This is a genomic window from Sulfurisoma sediminicola (assembly GCF_003865015.1).
Taxonomy (GTDB): domain Bacteria; phylum Pseudomonadota; class Gammaproteobacteria; order Burkholderiales; family Rhodocyclaceae; genus Sulfurisoma; species Sulfurisoma sediminicola.
On sequence record NZ_BHVV01000001.1, the window covers coordinates 357,631 to 377,534 of the forward strand.

At 65.8% G+C, this 19,904-nt stretch carries 22 protein-coding genes; 9 read left to right on the forward strand and 13 right to left on the reverse strand.

What is annotated here, in order from left to right:
- Positions 1–75: 75 nt before the first annotated feature.
- Positions 76–792, forward strand: a complete 717-nt coding sequence (locus tag EJE94_RS01675) for a ComF family protein (RefSeq protein ID WP_207855641.1) — start codon at positions 76–78, stop codon at positions 790–792.
- Between the two features lie 27 nt (positions 793–819).
- Entirely contained in the window at positions 820–1,284 is a 465-nt protein-coding gene (locus EJE94_RS01680; RefSeq protein WP_121239761.1) for a tRNA (cytidine(34)-2'-O)-methyltransferase, read from the forward strand.
- Here the strand turns inward: EJE94_RS01680 and EJE94_RS01685 are convergent, their stop codons facing one another.
- The 6 genes from EJE94_RS01685 to EJE94_RS01710 are packed head-to-tail and all read right to left on the reverse strand — an operon-like array spanning position 1,285 to position 4,216.
- Complete coding sequence (locus tag EJE94_RS01685; protein ID WP_121239762.1) at positions 1,285–2,253, reverse strand: NAD(P)H-dependent glycerol-3-phosphate dehydrogenase; 969 nt, start codon at positions 2,251–2,253, stop codon at positions 1,285–1,287. It lies immediately after the preceding gene.
- Between the two features lies 1 nt (position 2,254).
- Positions 2,255–2,689 (reverse strand): SH3 domain-containing protein, encoded by a 435-nt coding sequence (locus tag EJE94_RS01690; RefSeq protein WP_121239763.1) that lies wholly within the window; start codon positions 2,687–2,689, stop codon positions 2,255–2,257.
- A 4-nt stretch (positions 2,690–2,693) separates the two neighbouring features.
- Complete coding sequence (secB, locus tag EJE94_RS01695; RefSeq protein WP_121239764.1) at positions 2,694–3,152, reverse strand: protein-export chaperone SecB; 459 nt, start codon at positions 3,150–3,152, stop codon at positions 2,694–2,696.
- A gap of 46 nt (positions 3,153–3,198) precedes the next feature.
- Positions 3,199–3,459, reverse strand: coding sequence for a glutaredoxin 3 (gene grxC / locus EJE94_RS01700; protein ID WP_121239765.1), 261 nt, complete (start codon positions 3,457–3,459; stop codon positions 3,199–3,201).
- 13 nt (positions 3,460–3,472) lie between these two features.
- Positions 3,473–3,880, reverse strand: a complete 408-nt coding sequence (locus EJE94_RS01705; protein ID WP_121239766.1) for a rhodanese-like domain-containing protein — start codon at positions 3,878–3,880, stop codon at positions 3,473–3,475.
- A gap of 6 nt (positions 3,881–3,886) precedes the next feature.
- Positions 3,887–4,216 (reverse strand): ArsR/SmtB family transcription factor, encoded by a 330-nt coding sequence (locus EJE94_RS01710; protein WP_121239767.1) that lies wholly within the window; start codon positions 4,214–4,216, stop codon positions 3,887–3,889.
- A 112-nt stretch (positions 4,217–4,328) separates the two neighbouring features.
- Here EJE94_RS01710 and gpmA point away from each other — a divergent pair, with 112 nt between their 5' ends.
- From gpmA to EJE94_RS01735, 5 genes are all read left to right on the forward strand, one after another.
- Positions 4,329–5,075 carry a 2,3-diphosphoglycerate-dependent phosphoglycerate mutase gene (gene gpmA, locus EJE94_RS01715; protein ID WP_121239768.1) on the forward strand — a complete coding sequence of 249 codons (747 nt, stop codon included), beginning with the start codon at positions 4,329–4,331 and terminating at the stop codon, positions 5,073–5,075.
- A 190-nt stretch (positions 5,076–5,265) separates the two neighbouring features.
- Positions 5,266–6,324 (forward strand): murein hydrolase activator EnvC family protein, encoded by a 1,059-nt coding sequence (locus EJE94_RS01720; RefSeq protein ID WP_121239769.1) that lies wholly within the window; start codon positions 5,266–5,268, stop codon positions 6,322–6,324.
- 42 nt (positions 6,325–6,366) lie between these two features.
- Positions 6,367–7,800 carry a S41 family peptidase gene (locus tag EJE94_RS01725; protein ID WP_121239770.1) on the forward strand — a complete coding sequence of 478 codons (1,434 nt, stop codon included), beginning with the start codon at positions 6,367–6,369 and terminating at the stop codon, positions 7,798–7,800.
- A 33-nt stretch (positions 7,801–7,833) separates the two neighbouring features.
- Complete coding sequence (locus EJE94_RS01730; RefSeq protein WP_207855643.1) at positions 7,834–8,298, forward strand: hypothetical protein; 465 nt, start codon at positions 7,834–7,836, stop codon at positions 8,296–8,298.
- 7 nt (positions 8,299–8,305) lie between these two features.
- A complete protein-coding gene (locus tag EJE94_RS01735) occupies positions 8,306–9,055 on the forward strand; it encodes a HesA/MoeB/ThiF family protein (RefSeq protein ID WP_121239771.1) in 750 nt (249 codons plus the stop codon).
- Positions 9,056–9,067: 12 nt separating this feature from the next.
- Here EJE94_RS01735 and EJE94_RS01740 read toward each other — a convergent pair whose 3' ends face one another.
- The 6 genes from EJE94_RS01740 to EJE94_RS01765 all read right to left on the reverse strand — a co-directional run bounded on the left by EJE94_RS01740 (position 9,068) and on the right by EJE94_RS01765 (position 16,182).
- The gene (locus EJE94_RS01740; RefSeq protein ID WP_121239772.1) at positions 9,068–11,848 is read right to left on the reverse strand and encodes a putative bifunctional diguanylate cyclase/phosphodiesterase; all 2,781 of its coding nucleotides are present in this window, start codon (positions 11,846–11,848) and stop codon (positions 9,068–9,070) included.
- Between the two features lie 46 nt (positions 11,849–11,894).
- The gene (locus tag EJE94_RS01745) at positions 11,895–12,371 is read right to left on the reverse strand and encodes a type IV pilin protein (RefSeq protein ID WP_165904732.1); all 477 of its coding nucleotides are present in this window, start codon (positions 12,369–12,371) and stop codon (positions 11,895–11,897) included.
- 74 nt (positions 12,372–12,445) lie between these two features.
- On the reverse strand, positions 12,446–13,591 hold the full coding sequence (gene ribD / locus EJE94_RS01750; RefSeq protein WP_121239774.1) for a bifunctional diaminohydroxyphosphoribosylaminopyrimidine deaminase/5-amino-6-(5-phosphoribosylamino)uracil reductase RibD: 1,146 nt from the start codon (positions 13,589–13,591) through the stop codon (positions 12,446–12,448).
- A gap of 66 nt (positions 13,592–13,657) precedes the next feature.
- Positions 13,658–14,131, reverse strand: coding sequence for a transcriptional regulator NrdR (gene nrdR, locus EJE94_RS01755; protein ID WP_121239775.1), 474 nt, complete (start codon positions 14,129–14,131; stop codon positions 13,658–13,660).
- A gap of 132 nt (positions 14,132–14,263) precedes the next feature.
- Positions 14,264–15,511: a serine hydroxymethyltransferase gene (gene glyA, locus EJE94_RS01760; RefSeq protein WP_121239776.1), complete on the reverse strand. Its 1,248-nt coding sequence runs from the start codon at positions 15,509–15,511 to the stop codon at positions 14,264–14,266.
- A 38-nt stretch (positions 15,512–15,549) separates the two neighbouring features.
- Positions 15,550–16,182 (reverse strand): histidine phosphatase family protein, encoded by a 633-nt coding sequence (locus tag EJE94_RS01765; protein WP_121239777.1) that lies wholly within the window; start codon positions 16,180–16,182, stop codon positions 15,550–15,552.
- 116 nt (positions 16,183–16,298) lie between these two features.
- Here EJE94_RS01765 and EJE94_RS01770 point away from each other — a divergent pair, with 116 nt between their 5' ends.
- Both EJE94_RS01770 and EJE94_RS01775 read left to right on the forward strand, forming a co-directional pair.
- Entirely contained in the window at positions 16,299–16,982 is a 684-nt protein-coding gene (locus EJE94_RS01770) for a TRAP transporter small permease subunit (protein ID WP_243642492.1), read from the forward strand.
- A complete protein-coding gene (locus EJE94_RS01775) occupies positions 16,979–18,718 on the forward strand; it encodes a TRAP transporter large permease (RefSeq protein WP_121239778.1) in 1,740 nt (579 codons plus the stop codon). Before EJE94_RS01770 ends, EJE94_RS01775 begins: the two co-directional genes overlap by 4 nt.
- A gap of 85 nt (positions 18,719–18,803) precedes the next feature.
- On the opposite strand, the gene EJE94_RS01780 is transcribed toward EJE94_RS01775, so the two are convergent.
- Positions 18,804–19,886 (reverse strand): TRAP transporter substrate-binding protein, encoded by a 1,083-nt coding sequence (locus EJE94_RS01780; RefSeq protein WP_121239779.1) that lies wholly within the window; start codon positions 19,884–19,886, stop codon positions 18,804–18,806.
- Positions 19,887–19,904: the final 18 nt, after the last annotated feature.

Consider the following 19,904-nt stretch of genomic DNA (forward strand, 5'->3'; position numbering starts at 1 on the left):
GAACATTGTGAGCGTGGGGGCCATGGCGTTCCTGCGGACTGGGTAGAATCGAGGGGCGAATGATCGGGGATGCGCATGGGCTTGTCAATTTCGGTGCTGGCGCGGCAGGGCTGGCGGCGCGCCATGTCGGCGCTGCTGCCGCAGGATTGCCTGCTGTGCGGCGCGAGCTCCGGCGATGCCCTCCTCTGCGCCGAATGCACCGCATCGTTGCCCAGGCTGCCGGATTCGCTCTGCCCGGTCTGCGCCCTGCCAACTCACGGCGGCGAGGTCTGCGGCGCCTGCCTCAAGCGAGCGCCGCATTTCGACGCGGCGCTGGCCTGCTTCGTCTACGCCTTTCCCGTCGACCACCTGGTACAGCAGCTCAAGTTCGCCCACCGTCTCGCCATCGCCGACTTTTTCGCCCGGGCGCTGCTCGAACGCGGCCTGCCGGACGTCGACCTGATCGTGCCGGTGCCGCTGTCGGCCAGGCGCCTGGGTAAACGCGGGTTCAACCAGGCGGCGGAAATCGCCAAGGTGTTGGCGCGGGAAAGGGGCATTGCGCTCGGACTCGAGGTCGGCCGTCGGACACTCGATGCGCCACCGCAAAGCACGCTGCCATGGAAGGAACGACAGAAGAACGTCCGCGGGGCGTTCGAATGTGGTGACGTGCTCTCCGGCAAGGTCATTCTCGTGGTCGACGACGTGATGACCACCGGTGCCACCCTGGGCGAGTTCGCGCGGGTGCTCAAGGACCACGGCGCCGCGCAGGTGATCGCCTGCGTCGCCGCCCGTGCCGTGAAGGGCAGTCATTGAGCGGCGCAAGCCGAAAGCCCGCGAATCGTGTTCGATATCGTCCTCTACCAGCCCGAGATCCCGCCGAACACGGGCAATGTCGTGCGGCTCTCGGCCAACACCGGCTGCCGCCTGCACCTGATCGGGCCGCTCGGCTTCGACCTGTCCGAGAAACACCTGCGCCGCGCCGGCATGGACTATGCGGAGTTCGCCGACGTCAGGATCCACGCCAACTGGGCTGCCTGTCGCGCGGCGCTGCCGGGCACGCGCTGGTTCGCGTTGACGACCAAGGGCAACCGCCGTCCCGCCGGCACCGAGTTTCACCCCGGCGACGTTCTCGTCTTCGGCCCCGAATCGCGCGGCCTGCCGGCCGCGGTCCTCGCGGAGTTCCCCGACGAGCGCCGCCTGCGACTGCCGATGGTGCCGGGCAGCCGCAGCGTCAATCTCTCGAACGCGGTCGCGGTGGTGGTCTACGAAGCCTGGCGCCAGCTCGATTACGCTGGCGGTGTCTGATCACTCGGCTTTCGGGTCACGGTTCATCAGCGCGTCGACGGCTTCGCGTGCATTCAGGCGGCCATCGAGCACGGCGCAGACGGCCTGGGTGATCGGCATGTCGATGCCGAGCTTGCCGGCGCGAAGGGCGACTTCGCGCGCCGTCATCACACCCTCGGCGACGTGGCCGAGTTCGCGGGTGATCGCCTCGAGCGGCCGTCCCGCCGCCAGCGACAGGCCGACGCGGCGGTTGCGCGAGAGGTCGCCGGTGCAGGTGAGGATGAGGTCGCCCATGCCGGCCAGCCCCATGAAGGTCTCCTGCTTCGCTCCCAGCGCGACGCCGAAGCGGGTGATCTCGGCCAGGCCCCGCGTCATCAGCGCGGCGCGCGCGTTGAGGCCAAGGCCGAGACCGTCGCAGATGCCGGTGGCGATGGCCAAGACGTTCTTGACCGCGCCGCCGACCTCGGCGCCGACGATGTCGTCGTTGGCGTAAAGCCGCAGCCGCGGCCCGTGCAGTTGCTGCGCCATGTCGCGGGCGAAGGCCGCGTCGCGCGAGGCCAGCGTGATCGCGGTCGGCAATCCCTTGGCGACTTCCTCGGCGAAGCTCGGGCCGGTCAGCGCTCCGCAGCGTACTGCGGGCACGACATCTGCAGCGACCTGATGCGGCAACAAACCGGTGCCCGCTTCGAGTCCCTTGCATACCCAGAGCACGGGCAAGCCGATGCAGGCCCCGAGCGTGGCACGCAGGCCGGCGACCGGTGTGGCGATGACGGCAAGGTCCGCACCTTTCAGCGCGACGGCGATGTCGGATCCGATGGCCAGGCCCGCGGGCAGGGCATAGCCGGGCAGGAAGCGCACGTTCTCGCCATCCTTGCGCAGCGCGGCCGCATGCTCGGCCTCGAAGGTCCACAGCGCGAGCGCGTGGCGCGGCGCGAAAGCCAGCGCCAAGGCGGTTCCCCAGGCACCGGCCCCGAGGATGGCTATTTTCAAATCAGAGGCCCCAGACCTGTGCGGCCTTGACGAAGCCCAGCTGGCCGTCGCGGTGCCTGACCTTGGCCCAGCCGGCGGCGGCGGAATCGACGAGATCGAGCACGACATCCTTCTCGGCGTCGAACACGAGAGGCGCCTTGTCGTCGGCCTGGGCGCGCACCTGGGCGCGGTCGGCACGCACGATCACCGTGCGCTTCTCGGCCAGAAGGCGCTTCTCGATCCAGGCGAGGTCGCCCTTCTGGTCGCGCACCTTGACCCAGCCTTCGACGGTGACGACGAGCTCGAGCGGGGTGCCGCGGGCGATGGCGAAGAGCGGCTTGGCCTTCTGCGACGGCGCGTCGTAGAGCACGGTCGCTTCGGCGACCGAATGAAAGTCGAGCGCCAGCGCGGGGCCGGCGAGCAGCAGGGCGAGCAGAGGAGCGAGGAAACGCATCATGCGTTCACTGGATCGGAACTTCGTGCGGCCCTTTTTGCTCGGCCTCGAGCCGCTGGCGATAGAGGTTCTCGAAATTCACCGGGGCGAGCAATACGGGCGGGAAGCCGGCGCGGCTGACCGCGTCGGAGATCGTCTCGCGGGCGAAGGGGAAGAGGATGTTGGGGCAGGCCACCGCGACGATGGGCTCGACCTCTTCGTCGGGCACACCCTGGATGACGAAGATGCCGGCCTGGTCGACCTCGGCGAGAAACTGGGTCTTGTCGCCGATCTTGGCGGTCACGGTGACCTTGAGCACGACCTCGAAGGTGCCTTCGCCGATGGCGGTGCCGGACGTGCCGAGCTGGATCTCGATCTGCGCCGGGTCGCGCTCGAGGAAGCAATGCGGGGAATTCGGACTCTCGACGGAGAGGTCCTTGACGTAGATCTTCTCGATGCTGAAGACGGGTTGCTGCTGTTCGCTCATGGTGGAATTCCGGCCGGATCGATAAAGCCGGGATTCTACCGCGGCGCTACGCCGCGAGGAGCGGATCGAGTTTGCCCTGGCGGTCCAAGTCGTGCAGATCGTCGCAGCCGCCGACATGGAAATCGCCGATGAATATCTGCGGCACCGTGCGGCGGCCGTTGGTCTTCGCCATCATCTCGTCGCGGCGCTCGGGCTCGAGGTCGACGCGGACCTTCTCGATGTCGGTGACGCCCTTCCTGCGCAGCAGCTGCTCGGCGCGCACGCAGTAGGGGCAGACGGCGGTCGCGTACATGACGATCTTGGGCATGGCGGCTGCGCTTTCAGTGCTTGGTCGTGACCGGCAGGTTGGCCTCGGACCAGGCGCCGATGCCGCCGGCGAGGTTGAAGACCTGTTCGAAGCCGGCGCGCTTCAGCGTGCCGCAGGCCGAGGAGGAGCGATTGCCGCTGGCACAGACGACGATGACCGGCCGGCTCTTGAACTTCTCGATCTCCTGGATGCGCTTGCCGATCTGGCCGAGTGCGATGTGGCGGGCATTGGGGATGTGGCCGCGATCCCACTCGTGAGTCTCGCGCACGTCGATGATCAGGGCATCCTCGCGGTTGAGCTTGAGCGTGGCATCGGCGACGCTGATGTTGTCGCCGCCGCCGCGCAGCGTCTGCAACAACAGCATGCCGCCGCTGATCGCCGCAAGCATGACCCACATCATGTTCTGTTGGACAAAATCCATCGTGCTTCAGCCTTTCTTGGGCGGGGAAATCCCGCAAAAAACTTCGCGCATCAGACCGATCAGCTGCAGCGTGCGCTGGTCGGCCACGCGATAGAAGACCCGGTTGGCATCCTTGCGCGTCTGCAGCACGCCCTTGTCGCGCAGGATGGCGAGATGCTGTGAAATATTGCTCTGCGAGGTGCCGACGGCCTCGACGATGTCCTGGACGCAGACTTCCTGGTCGCCGACGACGCAAAGGATCTTCAGGCGCAAGGGATGCGAAATGGCTTTCAGCGCCCGCGCCGCCGTCTCGACGTCGGCCTGCTGGTCCCTCATTTCCAGGATGGCGGTATCCATTCCCTCTCCATGGTCTTGGCTTCGAATTCGAATATTATAGAATACTGTTTTTCAAAGACGATCATCCATTCGCCTTATTATTGCTGGATAAGGCTTTATCGAAAGTTTCCCCATGTACAAGCTCGTATTGCTGCGCCACGGCGAATCCACCTGGAACAAGGAAAATCGCTTCACCGGCTGGACCGACGTCGACCTCACCGAAAAGGGCGTGTCCGAAGCCCACGCCGCAGGCCAGTTGCTGAAGAAGGAAGGTTACGCCTTCGACGTCGCCTACACCTCGATGCTCAAGCGCGCGATCCGCACCCTGTGGATCGTTCTCGACGAAATGGACCGCATGTGGCTGCCAATCGAGCATTCCTGGCGCCTCAACGAGCGTCACTACGGCGCGCTGCAAGGCCTCAACAAGTCCGAAACAGCCGCCAAGTTCGGCGAGGATCAGGTCAAGATATGGCGCCGCGCCTACGACACGCCGCCGCCCGCGCTCGAGAACGGCGACCCGCGCCTCGAGGTCGGCAACCCCCGCTATGCCGGGCTCTCCGCCACCGATTTCCCGCACACCGAATGCCTCAAGGACACCGTCGCCCGCTTCCTCCCTTACTGGCACGGCACCATCGCGCCGATGGTCAGGACCGGCAAGAGCGTTATCGTCGCCGCCCACGGCAACAGCCTGCGCGCGCTGATCAAGTATCTCGACAACATCTCCGACGCCGACATCGTGAACCTCAATGTGCCGACCGGCCAGCCGCTGGTCTATGAACTCGATGCGGACCTGAGACCGATCAAGAGCTACTACCTCGGCGACCAGGAAGCGATCAAGGCGGCCATGGAGGCCGTCGCCAATCAGGGCAAAGCCAAGTAAGGCCGCGATCGCCGCCATCCTGGCAGCGGCTTGGTTTTCCCCGCCACTGGCCGCGGCGACGACGCCGGCAGCCACCAAGGAACAGCGCGAGGCGAAGCAGGCCGAGCTGAAGGAAGTCCGCGGCCGCATCGATGCCCTGCGCCAGGAACTGGCGAAGAGCGAGGGCTCGCGCAGTTCCGTCGCCGACCAGTTGCGCGAGACCGAGTCGGCGATATCCACCGCCAACCGCCGCCTCAAGGAACTCGGGGAGAGCCGCGCCGGAATACAGGCGGAACTGGCCGAACTCGAGTCCCAGCAGCAGCGCCTCACGCAGCAGACCGCCGCACAACAGGCCCAGCTCGCGCGCCTGCTGCGCCGGCAGCACCGTGCCGATCTCGGCGGTGGCGCCGGCGGCGGCGATGCGCTGCAGACCCTGCTTGCCGGACGCGACCCCAATCAGGCGGCACGCGACTGGCATTTCCTCGCCCTGCTGTCGCAGGCCCGGGCCACCCTGATTCGTGACCTCGCTGCGGCGGCGGCGGAGAAGCAGAAGCTCGCCGACGCGACCCGCGAGAAGGCGGCCGAGATCGCCCGCATCGAAGCCGGCCAACAGGAGGAACGCGCGACGCTGGTGGCGAAGAGCCGCGAGCGTCAGGTCGTCCTCGCCAGGATCTCCGGCCAGATCCGCACCCAGCGCCGGCAGATCGACACCCTGCAGCGCGACGAACAGCGCCTCGGCAAACTGATCGACGCGCTGGCCAAGCTCGCGGCCCGGATGCCAAAACGTAAGCCGGCCGCCGCCGCGCCCCAGCCACGCACGCCGACGGTGCCTCCGGCGCAGCCAGTGCGCGAAGCCGACACCAGCGGCACGACCGGCACCTTCGCCAGCCTGCGCGGCAGGCTGAGCCTGCCGCTCAAGGGCACGCTGGCCGGCCGCTTTGGCGCCCCGCGGCCCGAGGGCGGTACCTGGAAGGGCCTGTTCATCCGCGCCGGCGAGGGCGACGAGGTGCGGGCGGTGGCCGCCGGCCGCGTGGTCTTCGCCGACTGGTTGCGCGGCTTCGGCAATCTGCTCATCATCGACCATGACGACGGCTTTCTCTCCGTCTATGGCAACAACCAGTCATTGCTGCGCCAGCCCGGCGACGAGACCCGCAGAGGGGAGGTCGTGGCCACGGTCGGCAACAGCGGTGGCAACCCGGAATCGGGCTTATACTTTGAACTTCGCCACCGCGGGCAGGTCTTCGACCCCATGAAGTGGGTAGCCCGCTAAGGCGATGCCCCGCTAGCCATTCCCGCCTACCCGGAGTCACGCATGCGCAGCCGATTGCAGCAAGCCGGCCTGGTCCTCCTCGGAGCCATCGCCGGAATTCTCGTCAGCGTCAATATCTCGGCCATCGCCCAGAAAGGTGGCGAAGCGCTGCCGATCGAAGAGTTGCGCTCCTTCGCCGACGTCTTCAACGCAGTGAAGCAGGGCTACGTCGAACCCATCGAGGACAAGAAGCTGATCACCCATGCCATCTCCGGCATGCTCTCCAACCTCGATCCGCACTCGGCCTATCTCGACGCCGACGCCTACAAGGACCTGCAGGTCTCGACCCAGGGCGAGTTCGGCGGGCTGGGCATCGAAGTCGGCATGGAGGACGGCTTCGTCAAGGTCGTCGCGCCGATCGAAGACACCCCCGCCTGGAAAGCCGGCGTCAAGGCCGGCGACATCGTCATCAAGCTCGACGAAGCCCCGGTCAAGGGCATGACGCTCAACGATGCCGTGAAGAAGATGCGCGGCAAGCCCAAGACCTCGATCAAGCTCACCATCATCCGCAAGGGCGAAACCAAGCCACTCGAGATCACCATCGTCCGCGACAAGATCAAGGTGCAGAGCGTCAAGTCGAAAATGATCGAGGACGGCTACGGCTACCTGCGCATCACCCAGTTCCAGGAGGAGACCACCGCCGACGTGGTCAGGCAGTTCGACAAGCTGGTCAAGCAGGCGGCCGAGAACAAGGGCGACACCAAGGAACTGCGCGGCCTCGTACTCGACCTGCGTAACGACCCGGGCGGCCTGCTGCACTCGGCCATCGGCGTTTCCGCAGCGTTCCTGCCGCCGAAAAGCCTGGTCGTGTCGACCGATGGTCGCACCGAAGATGCCAAGCGCAAGTACATCGCGGCCGCCGAGGACTACGCGCGCAGCCCCCGCGAGGACGTGCTCAAGAACCTGCACGGTTCGGCCAAGTCCATCCCGATGGTGGTGCTGGTGAATGGCGGCTCGGCCTCGGCCTCCGAGATCGTCGCCGGTGCCCTGCAGGATCACAAGCGCGCCGTCGTGCTCGGTACCCAGACCTTCGGCAAGGGCTCGGTGCAAACCGTGCTGCCGCTCTCCAACAACGCGGCGATCAAGCTGACCACGGCGCGCTATTACACGCCGAGCGGCCGCTCGATCCAGGCCAAGGGCATCACGCCCGACGTCGCCGTTGAAGAGACGCCCAACGGCGGCTCGCGCGACCGCCTGCGCGAAGCCGATCTCGAGCGCCATCTCGCCGGCACCGAGGCCGATAAGGGTACGGAGAAGGATCCCGCCAAACCAGCCAAGCCGCAGCAGGGCAAGAACGGCAAGGACGGCAAGGACAAGGGCAGCAAGGCCGAGGAGGACGAAGCCAAGGCCCCCGTCTTCGAGATCGCATCGAAGAACGACTACCAGCTGAGCCAAGCCATGAATCTGCTGAAAGCCTGGCAGATCATGAAGAAATAGCGGTCAGACCAGGACAAGCGATCGGCCATGAGCATGGATGTCGAACGCGCACGCCACCTGCGCGACAAGGAGCGCGGACTGCACCGGCCGCATGCCTTTGCGCGGCAGCCGGGCACGCGCAAGCACCGCGAGATCCGCTTCTCCAGGCTGAAGCTGGATCAGGTCGAGCAGGCCTTCGTGCTGCTCTCGGGCCTCGATGGCCTGACGGTGTCGCCGGGCATCGTGCCCCACGGCATCTCGGTCTGGTATGAAATCACCGACTACACCATGGAAGGGCTCGAGGCCGCGCTGATCGACCAGGGCTTCCACCTCGAGAACACGCTCTACAGCAAGCTGGTGCGGGCCCTGGTGTATTTCGTCGAGGAAACACAGTTGCGCAACATGCGCCAGCCCGAGCGACTGCTCAAGAAGTCGCACGAGGTCTATTCCAAGGCCTGGGATCATCATCCGCACGGCGATCACGACGACACGCCGGCAGATCTGCGCGAACAAAAGTAAGCCGGGCGTGGACGACGGTCAACTGCTCCGCTACAGCCGCCACATCCTGCTGCCGCAGATCGGCGTCGAAGGGCAGGAAAGGCTGCTGGCCGCGCGCGCACTGGTCGTTGGCGCCGGCGGCCTCGGTTCCCCTGCCGCCTACTACCTCGCCTCGGCCGGCGTCGGCACCCTGGCGTTGGCCGACGGCGACAGCGTCGATCTCACCAACCTGCAACGGCAGATCCTGCACCGCGTCGATTCGGTCGGCCGGCTCAAGGCCGAGTCGGGCCGCGACACGCTGGCCGGCATCAATCCCGAATGCCGCGTCGACGCCATCACCGAGCGCCTCGCCGGCGAGCGCCTCGACGAAGAGATCGCCCATGCCGACGTCGTGCTCGACTGCTCGGACAATTTCGCCACCCGTCATGCCATCAATCGCGCCTGCGTCAAATTCGGCAAGCCGCTGGTCTCCGGCGCGGCGATCCGCTTCGACGGCCAGATCGCCGTCTTCGATTCGCGCCGGCATGACGCACCCTGCTATCACTGCCTCTTCCCCGAGGCGGAGGACGTCGAGGAAGTTCGCTGCGCGGTGATGGGTGTATTCGCGCCGCTCACCGGCATCGTCGGCACGGTGCAGGCGGCGGAGGCGCTCAAGCTGCTGATCGGCTGCGGCACCTCGCTGGCCGGGCGCCTGCTGCTGCTCGACGGCCTGGCGATGGAATGGCGACAGATCGCGGTGCCGCGCGATCCGGCCTGCCGCGTCTGCGGCGGGCAGTGACGCCGGCGCAGCTCAACCGTCGATGCTCGTCACGAACGGTGGCGCCTGTAGCAAGGCGACGAACTCCTCGGCGCGGACGGGCTTGCTGAAAAGGTTGCCCTGAAACACGTCACAGCCCATCGCCGCCAGCAGGGTACTTTGGCCGCGCTCCTCGACGCCCTCCGCCACCACGGTGTAATGCAGGACCTTCGCCAGAGAGATGATGCGCTCGACGATCGCCTGCTGCCGCGCGTCGGGCAGCAGATTGACGATGAAGCCGCGATCGATCTTCAGCACGTTGGCGGGAACCTGGGTCAGATAGACCAACGAAGAATAGCCGGTGCCGAAGTCGTCGAGGGCGATGCCAACGCCGATGGCCCGCAGCGCACTCAGGGTCGCGTTGGCGTTGGCCGAATCGCCGACCGCCATCGACTCGAGGATTTCCAGTTCGAGCCGATGCGCGTCCAGCGAATACTTGGCGAGGGCCTGGCGTACCTGAGTCACGATCTCACCCGAGTGGAACTGTGCCGCGGAAACGTTGACCGAGACGGGGATTGGCGCCTGACCCTGCGCGTCCCAGGCCGCCATCTGCGCGCACGCGGCGTCGATGACCCAAGCCCCCAGCCTCACGCCGAGGCCGATCTCGTCGATGATCGGGATGAATCTCCCCGGCGAGACGACGCCGCGGCCGGGCGACGCCCAGCGGATCAGCGCTTCAGCGCCGATGATGCGGCCGCTGCTAACCGCGACCTTGGGCTGGTAGAGGAGGTGGAACTCCTGGCGATCCATTGCTTCGCGCAATTCCTGCGCCAGCTCGAAGCGCGCGCCGATCGCGGCATTCATCCGACTCGAATAGAAGTGATAGCCGCCGCGCCTGGCACGCTTGGATTCGTACATCGCGGCGTCCGCATTCTTCAGCAGGTTCTCGATATCCGCACCGTTTTCCGGGAACAGTGAAATGCCGATGCTCGCCGAGGAGCTGACGCGGCGCCCGCCGATGTCGATGGCGCGGGAAAATTCCGAGCTGAGCTTGCGCGCGATGCGGTCGACGATATCGATGGCCTCTTCCGGCGGCAGATCGGGAATCAGCACGATGAACTCGTCCCCGCCGAGGCGCGCTACGGTGTCGGAACCACGCGCCAGCCGCTTGAGTCGCGCCGCCAGCGAGACCAGCAGCATGTCCCCGGCCGAATGGCCGAGGCTGTCGTTAATCTGCTTGAAGTCGTCCAGATCGACGAGCATCACCGCCACGACCTGACCCTCCCGCTGCGCCCGCAGCAGCGCCTGCTCGAGGCGATCGCGCAGCAGGACGCGGTTGGGAAGGTCGGTGAGCGGATCGTAATGCGCCTGCCGGTAGAGTTTCTCTTCCCAGGCGATGTTGGAGGCGGCGGCGATCAGCCGGTCGGCGAGGCTGCGCCCGCCCTGCACGATCTCGCCGGTTTCCTGCGGCAGCTGCCGGTAGGCGAGCAGCAGCGCTGCGTCGAAGCGCTCGCCGATGCGGGCGGGGAAGACCAGCACCAGTTTCGCGCCCTCGTCGGCGAACGGTCGCAGGTACTCGGTGCCCGCCGCCGCCAGCTCCACCTGGAACCAAGGCTGGTCCTTGCTCCACGCCGGCTTGGGCACCCCGCCGAGATAGCGCTTCGTCACCGCCAACCGATTGTCAGCTCCGGCTTCCACTTGCCAGAGGCGCACGCCATCCTCCTGATCGAAGCGCACGACGGCCGCGCCGTCGCACGGGACGGCCAGCCGCACATGTTGAAGCAGCATCTCGATCACCACTTCCATCTCGGCATTCGCGAGGATGGCGCGATCGAGTTCGCCCAGGATCTGCAGCAGATGGAACTTGCAGTTCAGGCTTGCCGACATCCGGTTGAACGATTCCGCCAGGCTGGTGAACTCGTCGTTTCCGGTGATCTCGACGCGGCTGGAGAAATCGCCACGCGCCAACTGCCGGGTGTGCTTCTCGAGCAACTCCAGCGGCTGCATCTGGCGGCGAATCTGGCTGATCGCGAGCCAGGCCGCCAAGGCGAGGGCGAGGAGCATGATGGGCGGAAATATCTGGCGGAAACGCGTCAGGATGGCCAGGACCTCCTTCTTGGATTCGGTGACGATCATGATGAAGCCCTGGCTGCCCAGGCTGGCCTGCATCTGCGCATTCCAATAAGCCGCGAGGTGATCCTCGGCGCCGACCTGCCAGGCGAATACGCCCGTGTTCAGGTTCGTCAGCTGCTGCGGCCACTGGAAACCCGGTGACACGGCGAGGCCCGGCGTGCAGTACAACAGGCTGCCGGACGCCGTGAGGATGCAATAGGGCTCGGCGGCCTCCTCGTCCCACCAAAGGGAGTCCGTTTCCAGCCGGCCCCTGATCAGGCGCGACGAGCCCTCCAGTAGCACCAGCATCGACGGCCCGTCCTTGTCCGAGAGCTGTAGAACGCCGCGAAACCGCCGCAAATGCGATTCCTCAAAAGCTGCCAGCGGTTCGACCGCGGCCCGTTCGACGATCTCCAGGGAACGGAAGCCTTCGACCCGGGCAGGTAGCTGCCCTCCGGCACCCGGACTATTCTTCGCGGAATACTCCGCGGCAAGATGCACCAGCGCCTGCTCCCGCCACCTCAGCCGCTGCACCAGGCTCATGCCGACAGCTTTCGAATCCTGCTGCAGGCGGCGGTAGTTGAGCTCGACCAGCATGTCACTTACATGCAGGTAGGCAAAGAACGCCAGCCCGCCCAGCGGAATCATCGCGGCGAGGAGGAAGAGCACGAACAGCCGTCGCGCGACGCGGCTTTGCAGTCCGGATACCGGTATCTTCTTCATGGCATCAGGATCGGCTCATTGGATTCGCCATGTCGGTCATGTAGCGTCAATGATTCGCCGCCACGCCGATGAAGGCGCCGTTGTTGGCGCGGACGATGTCGTCGCGAGCCTTGGAAGCCGTGAGTTGCTTCGCCGTCTGGCCGTCCGGCCCCATGCTGTAGAGGTCGAAATCGCTGTTGAGCGGATTGAGGTTCTTGTCCTTGCGGATCTGCCCTTGGTTCGGCGGCGGGTCGATGTCGATCGGCAGATACTGGTAGGCCCTGCCCCATGGGTCGGTCGGTATCGGGATGCCCAGCACACCGAGGCTAGGAGGAAAGGTCCTGTTGTCCGCATGGTACCGGTTCAGCGCGAGGGCGATGCCGGCGATGTCGGCGGTGGCCTGGGTGACGCGCATCTTCTCCGTATAGCCACGATAGCTGTTGAGGGCGATGCTGGCGAGCGTCCCGACGATCACCATGCCGATCAGCACCTCGATCAGCGTCATCGCCGCCTGGCGGCATCGCCTCGTTTGCCTTTCGAACATGGAGAGCCTGCCCATTACGCCAATAGTGGGAATAGTGCGAACAAATATAGCACCGCGGCCGTGCCAACATCCCTCTATTCTGGCAACCTCGCCCGGAGAAAGAGGTCTGCGCCGAAGGCATGGCGCTCGAGCACTTCGAGCCGCCGCGCGCCAGCGAGATCCTCGAGTTCGGGCAGGTCGAACATGCCGCGCGCCTTGTCGCCGAGCAGCAGCGGCGCCTGGTAGATCAGCAGTTCATCGACGAGGCCCTCGCGCAGCAGCGAACCGTTGAGCCTGAAGCCGGCCTCGGCCATGACTTCGTTGATGCCACGGCGGCCGAGTTCGGTCAGCAGGGCCGGCAGATCGACCTTGCCGACGGCGTTGGGCAGCGCCAGAACGTCGACGCCGCGGGCTCGCAACTGCGCGGCCTTTTCGGGCTGCTCGACGGCGCAGGCCACCAGCGCATGACCATCCGCCAGGATCGCCGCATCGAGCGAAATCTCGAGCCGGCTGTCCACAACGACACGCAGCGGCTGGCGCGGCGTGTCGATTCCATCCACGTCTCGCACGGTGAGGCGCGGATCGTCGTCGCGCACGGTACCGATGCCGGTGAACATCGCGCAGCTTCGCGCCCGCCAGGCATGGGCATCGCGGCGCGCCTCGGGGCCGGTGATCCATTGCGATCTGCCGTTGTTGAGGGCCGTCTTGCCGTCGAGGCTGGCGGCGACCTTGAGCCGCAGCCAGGGGCGGCCGCGGGTCATGCGCGAGACGAAGCCGATGTTGAGTTCGCGCGCCTCGTCCTCCATCAGGCCGCTGTCGACGCGGATGCCGGCGAGCTCGAGACGCGCCAGCCCCTCGCCCGCGACCAGCGGATTGGGGTCGCGCATCGCCGCGACCACGCGCGTGACGCCAGCGTCGATCAGTGCGTCGGCGCAGGGTGGTGTGCGGCCGTGATGCGAGCAGGGCTCTAGGGTGACATACACGGTCGCCCCGCGCACCGTACCGCCAACGCGCCCAGAAGGAAGTGCCCTTGGGGTGCCGACCTTTCGCACGACGTCGGCCAGCGCATTGATCTCGGCGTGCGGCCGCCCGGCCATCTCGTGCCAGCCCTCGCCGATCACCGTGCCATCCCTGACGATGACGCAGCCGACACGGGGATTCGGCGTGGCGGTATAGAGGCCGCGCCGCGCCAGTTCCAGCGCGCGCGCCATGAACTCGCGGTCGGCCGCCGAGAAGCTCATGACGCTCGAGCGCAGCGAGCTTGCGGGCTCCCCCGCCCCGGGGCGGGGGTCGGGGGTGGGGGGCGTTCATGCTTTGCGCGAACGCGATACGCGAGGCTTCACCTCGCGTATCGCGTCGGAGAACTCGTCGAGGTCCTCGAAGTTGCGATAGACGGAGGCGAAGCGGATGTAGGCGATCTTGTCGAGCTTCTTCAGCTCGCGCATCACCAGCTCGCCGATGCGCTGCGACACCACCTCGCGCTCGGCCAGTTGCACCAGCCGCTCCTCGATGCGGTCCAGCGCGGCGTCGACGGCATCGGTCGTCACCGGGCGCTTGCGCAGCGCCAGCATCATGCTGGCCTTGAGCTTGTCGCGGTCGTACTCGATGCGGCTGCCGTTCTTCTTCACCACCAGCGGCAGTTGCAGCTCGACCCGCTCGTAGGTGGTGAAGCGCTTGTCGCAGGCGAGACAGCGGCGGCGGCGGCGAACGGTGTCGCCGTCCTCGTTCTCCCGTGTATCGACGACCTGGGTGTTAGGCTCGGCGCAATACGGGCATTTCATGCCGCAGCCCTCCGGGCCTCAAAATGAAAAGCCCTTTTCTGATGGCCCCCATCCCCCCGGCCCCCTTCGCCAGGAAGGGGGCGACTGGTCACCTCGCCCTGCGGGCGAGCAACAAATTCGATCGGCAGGCGATCAATCGCCATAAACCGGGAACTTCTTGCACAGCGCCGCGACCTCGCCGCGCACGCGTGCCAGCACGGCCTCGTCGCTCGGTGCATCGAGCACGTCGGCGATCAGGTTGGCGACCTGCTCGGCCTCGATCTCGGTGAAGCCGCGCGTGGTCATTGCCGGCGTCCCGATGCGGATGCCCGAAGTGACGAAGGGCTTCTGCGGGTCGTTGGGGATGGCGTTCTTGTTGACCGTGAGATGAGCCTTGCCCAGAGCCGCTTCGGCATCCTTGCCGGTGATGTTCTTGGCCTGGAGGTCGACGAGGAAGACATGGCTCTCGGTTCGGCCGGAGACGATGCGCAGGCCGCGCGACTTCAGCACCTTGCACATCACCTGGGCGTTGTCGATCACCTGCTCCTGATAGTTGCGGAACTCGGGCGTCATGGCCTCCTTGAAGGCCACGGCCTTGGCGGCGATGACGTGCTCCAGCGGGCCGCCCTGCAGGCCGGGGAAGATGGCCGAGTTGATGGCCTTCTCGTGCTCGGCCTTCATCAGGATCAGGCCGCCGCGCGGGCCGCGCAGGGTCTTGTGGGTAGTCGAAGTCACGACGTCGGCGTGCGGCACCGGGTTGGGGTAGAAGCCGGCGGCGACGAGGCCGGCGTAGTGGGCCATGTCCACCATGAAGATGGCGCCGACGTCCTTGGCCACCTTGGCGAAACGCTCGAAGTCGATCTTCAACGCGTAGGCCGAAGCACCGGCGATGATGAGCTTGGGCTTGTGCTCGTGCGCCAGCTTCTCCATCGCATCGTAGTCGATCTCCTCTTTTGCCGTCAGGCCATAGGGCACGACCTTGAACCACTTGCCGCTCATGTTGAGTGCCATGCCGTGGGTGAGGTGGCCGCCTTCGGCCAAGCTCATGCCGAGGATGGTATCGCCCGGCTTGAGGAAGGCGAGGAACACGGCCTGGTTGGCCTGCGAGCCGGAATTGGGCTGGACATTGGCGCAATCGGCACCGTAGAGCTTCTTGGCGCGATCGATGGCCAGCTGCTCGGCCACGTCCACGTGCTCGCAGCCGCCGTAGTAGCGCTTGCCGGGGTAGCCCTCGGCGTATTTGTTGGTGAGCTGGGAGCCCTGCGCCTCCATCACCGCCCAGGAGACATAGTTCTCCGAGGCGATCAGCTCGATATGGTCTTGCTGGCGCCTGGTTTCTGCCTCGATTGCGGCCCACAGCTCGGGATCGGTCTTGGCGAGGGTGTTTTTCTTCGAGAACATGGCGGGCTTCCGTTCAAATCGGGGAGGCCCGCATTTTATCACTCGACTACCTGCTCCAAGACCCGCTCGAGGTGGTGGCGGTCGGCCCAGGTACGCAAATGCCAGCCGTGGGCGTCGAACTCGAACCAGTTCAAGGCGCAGTTGGGGATCTTGAAGTCGCGCGGCGCTTCCAGGGGACGGCCGGTGGCCTTGCGGTAGATGATGTCGAGCACGCCGCCATGAGACACCGCAAGGATGGTCTGGCCGGCATGGTGGCGCACCAGACCGTCCACGGCCGTCACCACCCGCGCGGCGAAAACACGCAGGCTCTCGCCGTCGCCGAAGGGGTGATCGAGATCGCGTACCGCATAGCAGGCGTGGTGCGCCGGGTGAAGGCGCGCCCCCTCCGCCGCGGTCAGTCCCTGGAATATGCCGTAGTGGCGCTCGCGCAGGCCCGGCGCCGGGCGCACATCGAGGCCGAGGCGCACGGCCGCCGCGCTGGCCGTGCTCCAGGCGCGGGCCAGGTCGCTGCTGTAGATCGCAGCGAACTGGTGGTGGGCGACGCCGAAGGCCGTGGCCAGCGCCTGGGCGCGGCCGGTCTCGTTGAGCGGCACATCGATATGGCCCTGGATGCGCTTTTCGACGTTCCAGTCGGTTTCGCCGTGACGAACGATGCAAAGACGGGTGGTCATGGTCAAAAGGCGACCTGCGGGTTTCCACAGGCGGTGCCACAAAGCGGGGAGAACGGATTAAGCTACGCGCCCATAACAGCGCCGCCCCGGACCCGGGCGTGGCAGCCATTGTAACCATGGCAACCACTACTATGGAGGAGTACCCCGGCATGAATGCCCTGCTGAAATTTTCCGGCCTGATCGACGGACTGAGCGAACGCGTCGGCCGCGCCGCAATCTGGCTGATCCTGATCGTCGTGATCATCAGCGCCGGCAACGCCGTCTCGCGCTTCTCCCTCAACCTCAGCTCTAACGCGATGCTCGAGGTCCAGTGGTACCTGTTCTCGGCGGTCTTCCTGTTCTGCGCCGCCTATGTCCTCAAGAAGAACGAGCACATCCGCATCGACGTCATCGCCGGCCGCCTCTCCGAACGCGGGCAGAACTGGATCGACGTCTTCGGCATCATCGTCTTCCTGCTGCCGATGGCTGCCCTGATCACCTGGACTTCGTGGTCGGTCTTCATGAACGCCTGGAACTCCGGCGAGATGTCATCCAACCCCGGCGGCCTGATCCGTTGGCCGGTGCGCCTGATGCTGCCGGCCGGCTTCGTGCTGCTGATCCTCCAGGCCTTGTCCGAACTGATCAAGCGCGTGGCCTTCCTCACCGGTGCCGGCCCCAATCCGCTGGCCAAGGAGGCCGGCCCCAGCGCCGAGGAGGAACTCGCCGAAGCCATCAAGAAGCACCAGGTCGCGCCCGAGGTCGCCGATATCGTCGGCATGAACAGGGAAATGGTGAACGGCAAGGAAGGGGAGCCGAAATGAGCGCGTTCCTCATCGCCAACATGGCGCCGATCATCTTCGCCTCGCTGATCTTCTTCCTGCTGCTCGGCTTCCCGGTCGCCTTCGCACTGGCCGCCAACGGCATCGTCTTCGGCTTCATCGGCATGGAGCTTGGCCTGTTCCAGCCGACCTTCTTCCAGGCGCTGCCCGAACGCATCTTCGGCGGCATCATGAACAACGACACGCTGATGGCCATCCCCTTCTTCACCTTCATGGGGCTGATCCTCGAGCGTTCGGGCATGGCCGAGGACCTGCTCGAAACCATCGGCCAGCTCTTCGGCCCGATCCGCGGCGGCCTCGCCTATGCCGTTGTCCTGGTCGGTGCCATGCTCGCCGCCACCACCGGCGTGGTCGCGGCCTCGGTGATCTCGATGGGCCTGATCTCGCTGCCCATCATGCTGCGCTACGGCTACGACCGGCGGCTGGCTTCAGGCGTCATCGCCGCCTCGGGCACGCTGGCGCAGATCATTCCGCCCTCGCTGGTGCTGATCATCATCGCCGACCAGCTCGGCAAGTCCGTTGGCGACATGTACAAGGGCGCCTTCGTTCCCGGCTTCGTGCTGACCGGTCTCTATCTCGCCTATGTGCTCGGCGTGACGATCTTCTTCCCCAAGGCAGCGCCGGCGCTGCCGCCCGAGGCGCGCGTCTTCCGCGAGCCCAGCGGCAAGACGGGAGGCATTTCGCTGATTCTGCTGACCATCGTTTCGGTCGGAGCGGCCATTTTCTGGGCGATGCGGCAGCCGGCCGACAAGCCGACCGACGAACTGATCGTGGTCGCGATGTGCCTGGGCATGGCCGTCGCCTTCACCCTCGCGATCGCCAACCGCCTGTCCAAGCTCGGGCTGCTGTCGAAGATGGCCGAGAAGGTCACCTTCGTGCTGATCCCGCCGCTGGCGCTGATCTTCCTCGTGCTCGGCACCATTTTCATCGGCATCGCCACCCCGACCGAGGGCGGCGCCATGGGCGCCACCGGCGCCCTGATCATGGCGCTGGCGCGGAAGCGGCTCAACTGGTCGCTACTCAAGCAGGCGATGGACTCGACGGCCAAGCTCACCACCTTCGTCGTCTTCATCCTCGTCGGCGCCCGCGTCTTCTCGCTGACCTTCTACGGCGTCGACGGCCACAAGTGGGTCGAGCACCTGCTCTCCGACCTGCCGGGGGGGCAGATCGGCTTCCTGATCGTGGTGAATGCGCTGGTCTTCTTCCTCGCCTTCTTCCTCGACTTCTTCGAACTCTGCTTCATCGTGGTGCCGCTACTCGGCCCGGTCGCCGACAAGCTGGGCATCGACCTGATCTGGTTCGGCGTGTTGCTCGCCATCAACATGCAGACCTCGTTCATGCATCCGCCCTTCGGCTTCGCACTGTTCTACCTGCGCTCGGTGGCACCCACCTCGCGCTACAAGGACCACCAGACCGGCAAACTCACCGAGCCGGTGACCACCGGCCAGATCTACTGGGGCGCCATTCCCTTCGTCGTCATCCAGATCATCATGGTCGGCCTGGTCATCGCCTTCCCGCAACTCGTCGGCCGCGACGCGCAACTGACCGATGCCCAGATGGAACAGCAGGGGCAGGCCATCGACATCCAGAAGATGCTGCAGGACGATGCGGCCAAGGATGCGGCACGGGAGGCCAAGAAAGCCGATGGGGGCGGCAGCGCCAACGACGGCGATGCGCTGACCAAGGCCATCCGCGACGCCGACAAATCAGGCAAGTAGCATCGCCGCACGCCGGGGCTCGGAGCCCGGACAAAAAAAAGCCCTGCGGAAATCCGCAGGGCTTTTTGCTTGGCGTGACAGCCGCTTACTTGACGTGCTGCTGCAGGAACTGATCCATGCCGAGTTCGGCGACGCCGAACCACTGGTTCATGTCCTTCTGGTTCTTCAAGTAATCCGTGTAGATCTTCTTGAAGGCCGGGTTCTTGGCCGATTCGTCGCTATAGAGTTGGACGGCAGCCTTGTAGGCGGCCTCGACGATCTCGTTCGAGTACTTCTTGAGCTTGACGCCCTGCCCGATCAGGCGGCGCAGCGCGAGCGGGTTCTTGTAATCGTATTCGGCCATCATGGTGACGTTGGCCTCGTAGGCGGCGGCCTGGAACGCCTCCTGGTACTCCTTGGGCAGCTTGGCCCAGGCGTCCTTGTTGATGAAGAAGTTGATGCCGGGACCCGGTTCCCACCAGCCCGGGAAGTAGTAGTTCTTGGCGACCTTGTGGAAACCGAGCTTTTCGTCGTCGTAGGGGCCGACCCACTCGGCGGCGTCGATGGTGCCCTTCTCCAGCGCCGGGTAGATATCGGAGCCGGCGATCTGCTGCGTCACCATGCCCAGGGCCGAGAACACCGTGCCGCCGAGGCCGGCGATGCGCATCTTGACGCCCTTGACGTCGGCCAGCGTGTTGATCTCCTTGCGGAACCAGCCGCCCATCTGCACGCCGGTGTTGCCGCCGAGGAAATGCACGACGTTGTAGTTCGAGTAGAACTCGTTGAGCAGCTTGTCGCCGCCGCCGAAGTAGACCCAGGCGTTGAGCTGGCGCGCGTTCATGCCGAAGGGCACCGAGGTGCCGAAGCCGAAGGTCTTGTCCTTGCCGACGTAGTAGTAGGAACAGGTATGGCAGCACTCGACGGTACCGTTCTGGGTGACGTCCAGCGCCTGCAGTCCGGGGGCGATTTCACCGGCGGCGAAGACCTGCACAGTGAACTTGCCGCCGGTCATTGCGGCCAGGCGCTTCGACAGCACCTCGGCACCCCCGTAGATGGTGTCGAGGCTCTTGGGGAAGCTGGAGGTCAGGCGCCACTTGATGGTGGGCGCGCTCTGGGCGATCGCCGGGGCAGCGCCCGCGGCCAGAATGCCGGTCAGACCGGCGTGCTGCAGAAACTTGCGTCGTTCCATGCCACGTCTCCTATTCGA

What these genes read in the sequence shown, in the direction of transcription:
- EJE94_RS01705 (WP_121239766.1), bottom strand. Translation starts at nt 3,880, where the DNA reads ATGGATTTTGTCCAACAGAACATGATGTGGGTCATGCTTGCGGCGATC.
- grxC (WP_121239765.1), bottom strand. Translation starts at nt 3,459, where the DNA reads ATGCCCAAGATCGTCATGTACGCGACCGCCGTCTGCCCCTACTGCGTG.
- EJE94_RS01775 (WP_121239778.1), top strand. Translation starts at nt 16,979, where the DNA reads ATGAGCGCGTTCCTCATCGCCAACATGGCGCCGATCATCTTCGCCTCG.
- EJE94_RS01710 (WP_121239767.1), bottom strand. Translation starts at nt 4,216, where the DNA reads ATGGATACCGCCATCCTGGAAATGAGGGACCAGCAGGCCGACGTCGAG.
- EJE94_RS01770 (WP_243642492.1), top strand. Translation starts at nt 16,299, where the DNA reads ATGGCAACCACTACTATGGAGGAGTACCCCGGCATGAATGCCCTGCTG.
- EJE94_RS01725 (WP_121239770.1), top strand. Translation starts at nt 6,367, where the DNA reads ATGCGCAGCCGATTGCAGCAAGCCGGCCTGGTCCTCCTCGGAGCCATC.
- EJE94_RS01780 (WP_121239779.1), bottom strand. Translation starts at nt 19,886, where the DNA reads ATGGAACGACGCAAGTTTCTGCAGCACGCCGGTCTGACCGGCATTCTG.
- secB (WP_121239764.1), bottom strand. Translation starts at nt 3,152, where the DNA reads ATGAGCGAACAGCAGCAACCCGTCTTCAGCATCGAGAAGATCTACGTC.
- EJE94_RS01730 (WP_207855643.1), top strand. Translation starts at nt 7,834, where the DNA reads ATGGATGTCGAACGCGCACGCCACCTGCGCGACAAGGAGCGCGGACTG.
- ribD (WP_121239774.1), bottom strand. Translation starts at nt 13,591, where the DNA reads ATGAGCTTCTCGGCGGCCGACCGCGAGTTCATGGCGCGCGCGCTGGAA.
- EJE94_RS01745 (WP_165904732.1), bottom strand. Translation starts at nt 12,371, where the DNA reads ATGTTCGAAAGGCAAACGAGGCGATGCCGCCAGGCGGCGATGACGCTG.
- gpmA (WP_121239768.1), top strand. Translation starts at nt 4,329, where the DNA reads ATGTACAAGCTCGTATTGCTGCGCCACGGCGAATCCACCTGGAACAAG.
- EJE94_RS01740 (WP_121239772.1), bottom strand. Translation starts at nt 11,848, where the DNA reads ATGAAGAAGATACCGGTATCCGGACTGCAAAGCCGCGTCGCGCGACGG.
- EJE94_RS01690 (WP_121239763.1), bottom strand. Translation starts at nt 2,689, where the DNA reads ATGATGCGTTTCCTCGCTCCTCTGCTCGCCCTGCTGCTCGCCGGCCCC.
- EJE94_RS01675 (WP_207855641.1), top strand. Translation starts at nt 76, where the DNA reads ATGGGCTTGTCAATTTCGGTGCTGGCGCGGCAGGGCTGGCGGCGCGCC.
- glyA (WP_121239776.1), bottom strand. Translation starts at nt 15,511, where the DNA reads ATGTTCTCGAAGAAAAACACCCTCGCCAAGACCGATCCCGAGCTGTGG.
- EJE94_RS01765 (WP_121239777.1), bottom strand. Translation starts at nt 16,182, where the DNA reads ATGACCACCCGTCTTTGCATCGTTCGTCACGGCGAAACCGACTGGAAC.
- nrdR (WP_121239775.1), bottom strand. Translation starts at nt 14,131, where the DNA reads ATGAAATGCCCGTATTGCGCCGAGCCTAACACCCAGGTCGTCGATACA.